This window comes from Serratia marcescens subsp. marcescens ATCC 13880, from assembly GCF_017299535.1.
Lineage (GTDB): Bacteria > Pseudomonadota > Gammaproteobacteria > Enterobacterales > Enterobacteriaceae > Serratia > Serratia marcescens.
Window position 1 is genome coordinate 4955006 of the sequence record NZ_CP071238.1, and the last position, 11952, is coordinate 4966957.

9 protein-coding genes are annotated in these 11952 nt (G+C 61.2%); 3 read left to right on the plus strand and 6 right to left on the minus strand.

Annotated features, from left to right (window positions below; all coding sequences use genetic code 11):
* Nucleotides 1-7: 7 nt before the first annotated feature.
* Nucleotides 8-781, minus strand: a complete 774-nt coding sequence (gene argB / locus J0F90_RS23665; protein WP_016929723.1) for an acetylglutamate kinase — start codon at nt 779-781, stop codon at nt 8-10.
* A 20-nt stretch (nt 782-801) separates the two neighbouring features.
* The gene (gene argC, locus J0F90_RS23670; protein ID WP_015379409.1) at nt 802-1806 is read right to left on the minus strand and encodes an N-acetyl-gamma-glutamyl-phosphate reductase; all 1005 of its coding nucleotides are present in this window, start codon (nt 1804-1806) and stop codon (nt 802-804) included.
* Nucleotides 1807-2022: 216 nt separating this feature from the next.
* On the opposite strand from argC, the gene argE reads away from it, so the two are divergent.
* Complete coding sequence (argE, locus tag J0F90_RS23675) at nt 2023-3168, plus strand: acetylornithine deacetylase (protein WP_015379410.1); 1146 nt, start codon at nt 2023-2025, stop codon at nt 3166-3168.
* 258 nt (nt 3169-3426) lie between these two features.
* On the plus strand, nt 3427-6063 hold the full coding sequence (gene ppc / locus J0F90_RS23680; RefSeq protein WP_033641336.1) for a phosphoenolpyruvate carboxylase: 2637 nt from the start codon (nt 3427-3429) through the stop codon (nt 6061-6063).
* Nucleotides 6064-6168: 105 nt separating this feature from the next.
* On the opposite strand, the gene metF is transcribed toward ppc, so the two are convergent.
* The 3 genes from metF to metB all read right to left on the minus strand — a co-directional run bounded on the left by metF (nt 6169) and on the right by metB (nt 10892).
* The gene (gene metF, locus J0F90_RS23685; protein ID WP_004931071.1) at nt 6169-7065 is read right to left on the minus strand and encodes a methylenetetrahydrofolate reductase; all 897 of its coding nucleotides are present in this window, start codon (nt 7063-7065) and stop codon (nt 6169-6171) included.
* 228 nt (nt 7066-7293) lie between these two features.
* The gene (locus tag J0F90_RS23690; RefSeq protein ID WP_033639149.1) at nt 7294-9729 is read right to left on the minus strand and encodes a bifunctional aspartate kinase/homoserine dehydrogenase II; all 2436 of its coding nucleotides are present in this window, start codon (nt 9727-9729) and stop codon (nt 7294-7296) included.
* Between the two features lie 2 nt (nt 9730-9731).
* On the minus strand, nt 9732-10892 hold the full coding sequence (metB, locus tag J0F90_RS23695) for a cystathionine gamma-synthase (RefSeq protein WP_015379413.1): 1161 nt from the start codon (nt 10890-10892) through the stop codon (nt 9732-9734).
* A gap of 304 nt (nt 10893-11196) precedes the next feature.
* Between metB and metJ the strand changes: the two genes are divergently transcribed.
* Entirely contained in the window at nt 11197-11514 is a 318-nt protein-coding gene (gene metJ / locus J0F90_RS23700) for a met regulon transcriptional regulator MetJ (protein WP_004931076.1), read from the plus strand.
* Nucleotides 11515-11591: 77 nt separating this feature from the next.
* Here metJ and rpmE read toward each other — a convergent pair whose 3' ends face one another.
* On the minus strand, nt 11592-11807 hold the full coding sequence (rpmE, locus tag J0F90_RS23705) for a 50S ribosomal protein L31 (protein ID WP_004931078.1): 216 nt from the start codon (nt 11805-11807) through the stop codon (nt 11592-11594).
* Between the last annotated feature and the right edge of the window lie 145 nt (nt 11808-11952).

Below are 11952 nucleotides of genomic sequence, written 5' to 3' on the forward strand. Positions count from 1 at the left end.
TCTAAAATTAAGCGAGGATCCGGGTGCCAATCGACACGCCGTTAAACAAAGCAGGAAGCTGATCGGCATGGCGCCAGCTGGCGATATCCACCGGGCGGCCGAGGGTGCGGGCGGCGTCGAGCGCCGCATTCACCTTCACCACCATACCATCGGTGATGATGCCTTGCGCGATCAGTTGTTCCGCTTTTTGCGCCGTCATTTCCGCAATGCGTTGCCCCTTGCCGTCGAGGATGCCGCTGACGTCCGACAGCAGGATCAGATCCGCCCCCAGCGTCGCCGCCAGCGCCGTCGCCGCCTGATCGGCGTTCACGTTCATTAACTGCCCTTCGGCGGTGATGCCGATGGAGCTGATAACCGGCAGGTAGCCGGCGCCCAGCAGGGTATTGAGCAGCGCGGGCGAGCCGGGCTGCGCGTTGCCGACGTGGCCCAATGCCGGATCGAGCGGGGTCACGACCGCGCTGCCGCCATCCGCCAGGCTCAGGCCGACGGCGTTGATTTGGTGTTTAATCGCCCACGCCAGCAGCGTTTTGTTGGCGGTGCCGGCCAGCGCGCCGGTGATGATGTCGATCTGATCGGCCGGCGTGACCCGCAGGCCGTTCTTTTTCACCACCGGCAAAGCGAGCTGCTTCATCAGTTCGTCCACCACGCAGCCGCCGCCGTGGACGATCACCAACGGGCGCTGGTGCTGCTGCCGATAGCTGTCCAACGCGGTAAACAGACGCTCCAGCGCTTCTTCACTGTCTAATAACACGCCACCTAACTTGATAATTAACGGGTTCATTGCTGTTTACTCACGCTGGTTTAAAGGAGTGATTGGGTTTCCGGGAAGCCGAAACGGATATTCAGGCATTGCACCGCCTGCGCCGCCGCGCCTTTCAGCAGGTTGTCTTCCGCCGCCACGGCGATCAGATGCTCGCCCTGCACCGCAAAGCCGATGTCGCAGAACGGCAGCCCCACCACCGCTTTCAGCGCCGGCACGCCCTGGTCGTACAACCGCACCAGCGGCTTGTCGTCATAGGCGGCGTGATAGGCGGCGGCCACGTCCTGCGCGGTCACGCCGGCTTTCAGGCGGCAGGTGATGGTTTCAAGGATGCCGCGCGGGAAGTTGCCCAAGTGCGGCGTAAAGATAACCGGCACGCCCAGGTGCGCGGCGATCTCCGGCTGGTGCCGGTGAGTGAAAATGCCGTACGGCTGCAGGCTCACTTCGCAGAAACTGGTGGTCATGCTGGCCTTGCGCCCGGCGCCGCTGACGCCGCTGGTGGCGTTGATCACCGGCCACTGATCCAGATTCAGCAACTGTTTTTCGATTAACGGTTTCAGCGCCAGCTGCGCCGCCGTCGGGTAACAACCCGGCACGGCGATCAGCTGCGCCTGTTTGATCTTGTCGCTCTGCCACTCCGCCAGACCGTATACCGCCTGCTCCAGCAGGGCGCCATGCTGATGTTCGAAACCGTAGTACTGGCTATAGAAACCGGCATCCTGCACGCGGAAGGCGCCGGACAGATCGAACACCACGCAGCCTGCCGCCAGGAAGGCCGGTGCGATATCGTGGCTGACTTCATGAGCGGTGGCGAGGAACACCACGTCGATGCCCTGCGCCGCCTTGGCGACGTCGGTCAACGGCTGCAGCGGCAGATCGACGATGCCTTTCAACTGGGGATGGAGATCGGAAAGCAACTTTCCTGCATCTGCACTTTGCGCTGAAACCGCTAAAGCGGTTATGTTCATGTGTGGGTGGCGATTCAGGTAAGCCGTGAGCTCCGCTCCGGCGTAACCGCTGGCACCAACGATCAGCGTATTCAACATGTGGCCTTTCACCTTCTAAACTGACGTGCGGTCGCTTGCGACCCAGGTAACAGGGCTCGCCAGCGTTGTTGCGCCGTTCACCCACGGAGCCAGGCGTTGATGCTTTTATAAACATCCGGGTATCGGGTTCCCTTACGCTTCGGCTTACTGTATTTTTATTCAAAATAAATGCATGAATATTGATACTATCCTAACCAAAGGCTGTCAACAGTGAAGATGAAATTACCTCCATTTATTGAGCTGTACCGGGCGTTGATCGCCACTCCGTCGATCAGCGCCACCGATGCCGGCCTCGATCAGAGCAATGAGGCGTTAATCAACTTGCTGGCCGGATGGTTTGCCGACCTGGGCTTTCGCGTCGACGTACAGCCGGTGCCGGAATCGCGCCACAAATTCAACCTGCTGGCCAGCATCGGCGAAGGCAGCGGCGGCCTGCTGCTGGCCGGCCACACCGATACGGTGCCTTACGACGAAGGCCGCTGGACGCGCGATCCCTTCACCCTGACCGAGCACGACAACAAGCTCTACGGGCTGGGCACCGCCGACATGAAAGGCTTCTTCGCCTTTATTCTGGACGCGGTGCGCGACATCGACGCGAGCAAACTGACCAAGCCGCTGTACATTCTGGCGACCGCAGATGAAGAAACGACGATGGCCGGCGCACGTTATTTCGCCGCCTCCACCGCCATTCGGCCGGATTTCGCCATCATCGGCGAACCGACCTCGCTGCAGCCGGTGCGCGCGCACAAGGGCCACATGGCCAACGCCATTCGCATCGTCGGCCAGTCCGGCCACTCCAGCGATCCGGCGCGCGGCGTCAACGCCATCGATCTGATGCACGAATCCATCGGCCGCCTGATGGAGCTGCGCAAAACCCTGCAGGAGCGCTACAACAACCCGGCGTTCGCCGTGCCTTATCCCACCATGAACTTCGGCCATATCAGCGGCGGCGACGCGGCCAACCGCATCTGCGCCTGCTGCGAGCTGCACCTGGACATCCGCCCGCTGCCCGGCATGACGCTCGACAACATCAACGAACTGATGCATCAGGCGCTGGAGCCGGTGAGCCAACGCTGGCCGGGCCGCCTGACCATCGAAGAGCTGCATGCGTCGGTGCCGGGCTACGAGTGCCCGACCGACCACCGCATGGTGGCGGTGATCGAGGAGCTGCTGGGCACCCGCACGCAGGTGGTCAACTACTGCACTGAAGCGCCGTTCGTGCAGCAGGTCTGCCCGACCCTAGTGCTCGGCCCCGGTTCCATCGATCAGGCCCACCAGCCGGACGAGTACATCGACACCGCGTTTATCGAACCGACGCGCAAACTGCTGGGCCAACTGGTCAATCACTTTTGCCGGCAATAAACCCGACATTTAGCAGGGGAAATGCTTTATGCTTTCCCCTAACTCAAAATAAGTAGAAAACGGCGAAATAAGCCGTGCTGATAACCGACGCGCCGTAATTAAATTTCAGAAAATGCGCCGATTTTGATGTTTTTTTGCTAAAAATAGTGTCAATTGACGATTGGACAGGAACGCGATGTGATCAGGCAGGCGGTCTGCGCCTGACGCGTGAAATTTATTTACAAGATAAAAATCATACAGAACTGGGTCAGGGGTTATATGAACGAACAATATTCGGCAATGCGCAGTAATGTCAGTATGCTCGGCAAATTGCTCGGCGATACCATCAAAGAAGCGCTGGGTGAGCATATTCTCGATCGCGTTGAGACCATCCGTAAGCTTTCCAAATCCTCACGCGCCGGCAACGAAGCGCATCGCCAGGAGCTGCTCTCCACCCTGCAGAACTTGTCCAACGACGAGCTGCTGCCGGTGGCGCGCGCCTTCAGCCAGTTCCTCAACCTGACCAACGTCGCCGAGCAGTACCACAGCATTTCGCCCAACGGCGAGGCCGCCAGCAACCCGGAAGCGCTGGCTCAACTGTTCAGCCGTCTCAAAGACAAAAAGCTCAGCGACAAAGAGCTGCAGCACGCGGTATCGCAACTCTCCATCGAGCTGGTGCTGACGGCGCACCCGACGGAGATCACCCGCCGCACCCTGATCCACAAGCTGGTGGAGGTCAACACCTGCCTCAGCCAGCTCGATCACAACGATCTGGCCGACTACGAGCGCAACAAGATCATGCGCCGCCTGCGTCAGCTGGTGGCCCAGTCGTGGCACACCGATGAAATTCGCAAACACCGCCCTTCCCCGATCGACGAAGCCAAATGGGGCTTTGCGGTGGTGGAAAACAGCCTGTGGGAAGGCGTGCCGGCGTTCCTGCGCGAATTCAACGAACAGCTGGAAAACTCCATCGATTACAGCCTGCCGGTGGAAGCGGTGCCGGTGCGCTTTACCTCCTGGATGGGCGGCGATCGCGACGGCAACCCGAACGTGACCGCCGAAATTACCCGCCATGTGCTGCTGCTCAGCCGCTGGAAAGCCTGCGACCTGTTCACCCGCGATATCCAGGTGCTGGTCTCTGAGCTGTCGATGACCGAATGCACCCCGGAGCTGCGCGCCCGCGCCGGCGGCGATGAGGTGCAGGAGCCGTACCGCGAAATCATGAAGCAGCTGCGCAGCCAGCTGATGAGTTCCCAGGCTTATCTTGAAGGCCGCCTGAAGGGCGAGCGCGTGCTGAAACCGCACGACCTGCTGGTGAACAACGAGCAGCTGTGGGAGCCGCTGTATGCCTGCTACCAGTCGCTGCAGGCCTGCGGCATGGGCATCATCGCCAACGGTCAACTGCTGGATACCCTGCGCCGCGTGCGCTGCTTCGGCGTGCCGCTGGTGCGCATCGACGTGCGTCAGGAGAGCACCCGCCATACCGAAGCCATCGCCGAGCTGACCCGCTACCTGGGGCTGGGCGACTATGAAAGCTGGTCTGAAGCCGATAAACAGGCGTTCCTGATCCGCGAGCTGAACTCCAAACGCCCGCTGGTGCCGCTGAAATGGCAACCGAGCGCCGACACGCAGGAAGTGCTGGAAACCTGCCGGGTGATCGCCGAAGCGCCGCAGGGTTCGATCGCCGCCTATGTGATTTCGATGGCGCGCACGCCTTCCGACGTGCTGGCGGTGCACCTGCTGCTGAAAGAGGCCGGCTGCCCGTTCGCGCTGCCGGTCGCCCCGCTGTTCGAAACCCTCGACGACCTGAACAACGCCGACGACGTGATGACCCAGTTGCTGAACATCGACTGGTATCGCGGCTTCATCCAGGGCAAACAGATGGTGATGATCGGCTATTCCGACTCGGCGAAAGACGCCGGCGTGATGGCCGCTTCCTGGGCGCAGTACCGCGCGCAGGACGCGCTGATCAAAACCTGTGAAAAGGCCGGCGTGGCGCTGACGCTGTTCCACGGCCGCGGCGGTTCCATCGGCCGCGGCGGCGCTCCGGCGCATGCGGCGCTGCTGTCGCAGCCGCCGGGCAGCCTGAAGGGCGGCCTGCGCGTCACCGAACAGGGCGAGATGATCCGCTTCAAGTTCGGCCTGCCGGAAGTCACCATCAGCAGCCTGGCGCTGTATGCCGGCGCGATCCTCGAGGCCAACCTGCTGCCGCCGCCGGAACCGAAGAAAGAATGGCGGGCGCTGATGGACGACCTGTCCGAGACCTCCTGCCGGATGTATCGCGGCTACGTGCGTGAAAACCCGGACTTCGTGCCTTACTTCCGCGCGGCCACGCCGGAGCTGGAGCTGGGCAAACTGCCGCTGGGTTCACGCCCGGCCAAGCGCAAGCCGAACGGCGGCGTAGAGAGCCTGCGCGCCATTCCGTGGATTTTCGCCTGGACGCAGAACCGCCTGATGCTGCCGGCCTGGCTCGGCGCCGGCGCCGGATTGCAGGAAGCGGTGAAAGCCGGCAAACAGACGGAGCTGGAAGCGATGTGTCGCGACTGGCCGTTCTTCTCCACCCGTATCGCCATGCTGGAAATGGTGTTCGCCAAAGCCGACCTGTGGCTGGCGGAATACTACGATCAGCGCCTGGTGGATAAAGCACTGTGGCCGCTGGGCCAACAGCTGCGCGATCAGCTGGAAAGCGACATCAAGGTGGTGCTGACCATCGCCAACGATGCGCACCTGATGGAAGACCTGCCGTGGATCGCCGAATCCATCGCGCTGCGCAACGTTTACACCGACCCGTTGAACGTCTTGCAGGCCGAATTGCTGCACCGTTCTCGTCAGCAGGAGCAACCGGACGCCCGCGTCGAGCAGGCGTTGATGGTCACCATCGCCGGCGTCGCCGCCGGGATGCGCAACACCGGCTAGTGAGCCTCATCGCGGCCCCGTTTATCGGGGCCGTTTTTTTATGCCTTCCCCCACAAAAAAAGGGCGCCGCGGTAAAGCGGCGCCCTTTTAAATGGAACAGACCCGTCAGGCGGCGGCCACCGGACGCACGCCCAGCGTGTGGCAGATGGCGTAGCTCATCTCGGCGCGGTTCAGCGTATAGAAGTGGAAATCTTTCACCCCTTCGCGGCTGAGGATCTTCACCATGTCCATGGCGATGTTGGCGCCGACCATTTTGCGGGTCTCCGCATCGTCGTCCAGCCCTTCGAACATGCTGGTCATCCAGCTTGGCACCCGCACGTTGGTCATGGTGGCGAAGCGCTGCAGCTGCTTGAAGTTGGACACCGGCAGAATGCCCGGCACGATTTCCACGTCGATACCGGCGGCAACGCAGCGGTCGCGGAAGCGCAGGTAGCTCTCAACGTCGAAGAAGAACTGGGTGATGGCGCGACTGGCGCCGGCGTCAATCTTGCGTTTCAGGTTAATCAAATCGGCCTGGGCGCTCTTCGCCTCCGGGTGCACTTCCGGATAGGCGGCGACGGAAATGTCGAAGTCGCCCACGTCTTTCAACAGCGCCACCAGATCGGTCGCGTACATGTCCGGCTTGCCGCCGCCCGGCGGCAGATCGCCGCGCAGCGCCACGATATGGCGGATGCCGCTGTTCCAGTAGTCGGTCGCGATGTCGCGCAACTGCGCCGGGCTGGCGTCGATGCAGGTCAGGTGCGGCGCAGCCTCCAGGCCGGTGCGCTCCTTGATCCCCTTGATGATGCTGTGGGTGCGATCGCGCTCGCCGGAGTTGGCGCCGTAGGTGACGGAAACGAATTTAGGTTTGAGGATGCTCAGACGATCGATCGACTGCCACAGGGTCTCTTCCATCTCGCTGGTGCGTGGCGGGAAGAACTCGAATGATACGTTAATCTGGCCGTTCAACTCCGCCAGACTCTGATTCAGCGCTTCCCGCTGGTTTGCGTGGAAAAAACTCATACCCTGCTCACCTCTTCTCGATCACTGTTTTTATTTCATCTTGATGAGCGTCTATACGTTTAGACGTCTAGATAGAAAATGCCGCATGTTGGCTAAAGAGTCAACAGGAAAATGAGGGGAATAAGATGATTAATCCTCACCCGCTCAAAGAGGAAATTTCATGACAGCGGCAGGGATAAGTATGGCAGGAAAAGCAAAGGGGCGCGGTGAACCCGCGCCCGCAGAGGATTAAAGCAGCTGCGCCAATCGGTTAAGGTCTGACTGGATCGCGCCGGCGGTCACATCGCGGCCGGCGCCCGGCCCGCGGATCACCAGCGGATTATCGCGATACCAGCGGCTCTCGATGGCGAACACGTTGTCGCACGGCAGCAGCGAGGCCAGAGGATGCTCAGGGCGCACCGCCTCCACGCCGACCCGCGCCTTGCCGTTGGCGTCGAAACGCGCCACGTGACGCAGCACCAGGCCCATTTCGCTGGCGGCCTCAAAGCGCTGTTGCATCTGCTGATTCAGCGCCTCGCCGTTCTCGAAGAACTGATCGACGGAGCCCAGTTCGCAGCCCGCCGGCACCAGTGACTCGACCCGCACCTGGTTCGGTTCGATGTCATAGCCCGCCTCACGCGCCAGGATCACCAGCTTGCGCATCACGTCCTGGCCGGAGAGATCGACCCGCGGATCCGGTTCGGTGAGCCCCTGCTGCCAAGCCTGATCCACCAGCTCGGTAAACGGCACCGTGCCGTCATACTGCAAGAACAGCCAGGAGAGCGTGCCGGAGAAGATGCCGCTGATCGCCAGAATGCTGTCGCCGCTGTCGCGCAGATCGCGCACCGTGTGGTTGACCGGCAGGCCGGCGCCGACGGTGGCGTTGTACAGCCAGTGGCGGCCGGTTTTGGCGAAGGCGTCGCGAATTTGGCGATAGCTGTCGCTGCACGAGGCCCCCGCCAACTTGTTGGCGCTGATCACGTGGAAACCGTGGCTGGCGAAATCCAGATACTGCCCGGCCAGCTCTTCGCTGGCGGTCACGTCAAGCACCACCAGATCGTCGAACGGGTGCGCGCGCATCCACAGGAACAGCGATTCTTCGTCCAGTTCCTGCGCCTCATCCTCAAAGAACGCCAGCGCGCGGCTGGCATCCAGCCCGTCGTAGTTCAGCAGGCTGCGGCGGCTGTCCACCACCCCCGCCAGGATGAATTCGAAGCCGCTGCGCGCGGAAATATGGGTCTGCTCGCGGGCGAACAGCTCCAGCCAGCGGGAGCCGATGTTACCCTTGCCGAACAACACCAGGCCGATGCGCTTCTCGGCGCGGAACAGGCTTTGGTGCAGCCCCTGGATCAGCAGCGCGGTCGGCCCCTGGCGCAATACCGCCACCAGGCTGATGCCATCTTCCGCCTGCCAGATAAACTCGACCGGCTGATCTTTCAGCTGCTGATAGAAACGGTGGCTGTGCAGCGGATTCTTGCATACCCCGGCGCCGACCATCGCCACCAGCGCCAACCCTTCGCGCAGGCGCAGCTCGCCTGGCAGCGCCGCGGCCTGCAGCGTCGCCAGCGCGCTGTTGACCACCTCGGAGGTGTAGCACAGCTGCACCCGATTGCGGTCAGGGTGGATGCCCACCGCCAGCGGTTTGATCTGCGCGCGCTTGAGCACCAGATCCAACTCTTTCTGCGCCAGTTTGAAGTCATGCTGAGCGGCGACGTGCAGTTCAATCAGGCACACGTCATCGTGGCTGGTGACAATCTTGGCGCCGGTGCCGGACGCCAATACGCGCTCGATGCGCGTCGAGCCCTGCTCCGGCTGATAGCTGCAGCGCAGCTGAAGATCGATATCGCTGCCGGAGACCGGCTGCAGAGTACGGGTGTGCAACACCGGCGCCGCCAGACGCGCCAGCTCGCTGGCTTCGTCCAGACGCAGCAGCGGCAGCAGGCAGGCGTCTTTCACCTTGCGCGGATCGGCGCTGTATACCCCGGCCACGTCGCTCCAGATGGTGACGCGAGCAGCGCCGGCCAACGCGCCGACCTGAGTGGCGGAGTAGTCGCTGCCGTTACGCCCCAACAGCACGGTTTCCCCGGCGTCATTGCGCGAAATGAACCCGGTCACCACCAGGCGTTTGCCCGGATGTTGGGCCAACAATTGCTGCAGCAATGGGTAAGAACGGCCTTCATCCACCTGCGGCTGCGCGGCGCGCTCGGCGCGCAGGAAATCACGCGCGTCCAGCCAGGCCGCCTGCATATCCAGGTGGTTGAGCACCGCCGCCATCAGGCGCGCCGACCAGATCTCGCCGTGCCCGACCACTTCGGCATAGCACACGTCGTCGACGTTGCCGTCCAGCAGCGCCGCCAGACGTTCCAGATCCTGAATGAACTTGGCGATCAGCGGCTCGGCGCTTTCCGGCGGCAACAGGCCGCTGATAAGATCGCTGTGATAGCGACGCAACGTCTGCTGCACCTGGTGCGCAGACAGGCGATCGCTCTGGCTGAGCTTCAGCCAGTTGATCAACTGGTTGGTGGTACTGCCGGCGGCCGATACCACCATCATGTCGCCCGGCTGGCTGTATTCCGCCATAATCCCGGCCACACGCAGATAACACTTCACATCCGCCAGACTGCTGCCGCCAAACTTGTGCAGTTGACGCCCGCTCACCGGCCCTGCTACAGCAATTGCATTCATGCTTACCTCGTTGCCGCCGCCTGGAAAGCGCGTTCCAGATCGGCAATCAAATCTTCACTGTCTTCAATACCCACGGAAATGCGCAGCAGGCTCTCGGAGATGCCGGCCGCTGCCCGCGCCTCCGCCGCCATGCCGGCGTGAGTCATGGTCGCTGCATGCGAGATCAGGCTTTCTACGCCGCCCAACGATTCTGCCAGAGTAAACAGCTCAAGGGCAGAGAGAAAACGGCGCAGCACCGCTTCATCGCCGTCCAGTTCAAAACTCAGCATCGCGCCGAAACCGCGCTGCTGACGGCGGGCGATCTCATGCCCCGGATTCTCCGGCAGGGAGGGATGATACAGCTTTTTCACCAGCGGTTGCTGCTGTAAATAGTCAACAATCGCTTCAGCATTTTGTTGCGCCGCCTTGATGCGCGGCGACAGCGTGCGCATGCCGCGCAGCAACAGATAACTGTCGAACGCGCCGCCGGTCACGCCAATGTTGTTCGCCCACCAGGCCAGCTCGACCGCCAGCTCGGGATCTTTGGCAATCACCGCCCCGGCCACCACGTCCGAATGCCCGTTCAGGTATTTGGTGCAAGAATGGACCACCAGATCGGCACCGAGTTCGATCGGCTGTTGCAGGGCCGGGCTGAGGAAGGTGTTGTCCACCACCGTCAACGCGCCCGCCGCATGCGCGGCAGCGCAGATCGCCGCGATGTCCACCACCCGCAGCAGCGGATTGCTGGGGCTTTCTATCAGCACCAGCTTCGGCTTTTGCGCCAGCGCCTGCTGCAGGGCTTCTTCATTACCCTGATCGACGAACAGCACGCGATAGGCGCCGCGCTTGCTCAGGCTGTCGAACAGCCGATAGCTGCCGCCGTAGCAGTCGTGCGGCGCCACCAGCAGATCGCCGGGCTTCAACAACACGGTGGTCACCAGATGGATCGCCGACATCCCGCTGCCGGTCATCACCGCGCCGGCGCCGCCTTCCAGCTCCGCCAACGCGCGCTGCACTACGTCGCGCGTCGGGTTGCCGCGTCGCGAGTAGTCATGGGCTCGGGGTTGGTTGAAGTCGGTAAAGTTATAGGTGCTGGACAGATGAATCGGCGGGACAACGCAGCCGTACTGTTCGTCGTCGTTCAGGCCGCTGCGTACGGCAATCGTGGCTGGTTTACGCGTCATGGGCTCGCTCGGCTCTCGGTTCGGTGGATGAGGCCTAAAGAGTAATCGCAGGATTGATAGACGTCAATACATCTGGACATCTAAACTTCTTTGCGTATAGATTGAGCAATGACACAATACCCGCTAAAATTATGCCGATATGACATGACGATAAGATGTTAAGCGGCAATGCCTGGCCGAAGCGGGGCATTCAGTGACCCTGGTCGCGTAAAATTGACATTTATTTAGTGAGAACAGTGAAGATCGGGCATAATTGGCCGGTTTTTAGAATTTTGTAATTTTTCTGACAAAGTTAAGGTGTCCCATGGCTGAGTGGAACGGCGAGTATGTCAGCCCTTACGCTGAACACGGTAAAAAAAGCGAGCAAGTCAAAAAGATCACGGTATCCATTCCGCTGAAGGTCCTGAAAATCCTCACCGACGAACGGACCCGTCGCCAGGTGAACAACCTGCGCCACGCCACCAACAGCGAACTGCTGTGCGAAGCGTTTCTGCATGCCTTTACCGGCCAGCCGCTGCCGAACGATGAAGACCTGCGCAAAGAGCGCAGCGATGAAATCCCGGAAGCCGCAAAAGCGTTGATGCGCGAACTGGGTGTCGATCCCGATACCTGGGAATATTGAGAACCGCCCGGCGAACGCCGGCGGCAGAAAAGAAAAAAGGCGCCCAGGGCGCCTTTTTCATCGGTCGATAAGAAATCTTATTTCTTAGCGCCTGGTACGCTGAAACGCTTGTTGAAGCGGTCAACGCGGCCACCGGTAGCAACGTCACGCTGCTTGCCAGTGTAGAACGGGTGGCATGCGCCACAAACGTCCAGGTTCAGATCGTGGCCCACGGTGGAGCGGATCTTCATCACGTTACCGCAAGAGCAGTTAGCAGTAACTTCTTCGTATTTTGGGTGGATACCTTGTTTCATGGGAAACCTCAGTTAAGGCCGTGTCGCTATCCAGCCCTGTTTCGCCAGACACCACACGTGGTTGATAATAGAATTTTGGTATCGAATTATACCAAAGGCGGCAAATTATACAGCATTAGTCGGGGCGCGCAATCGGAACCGTACA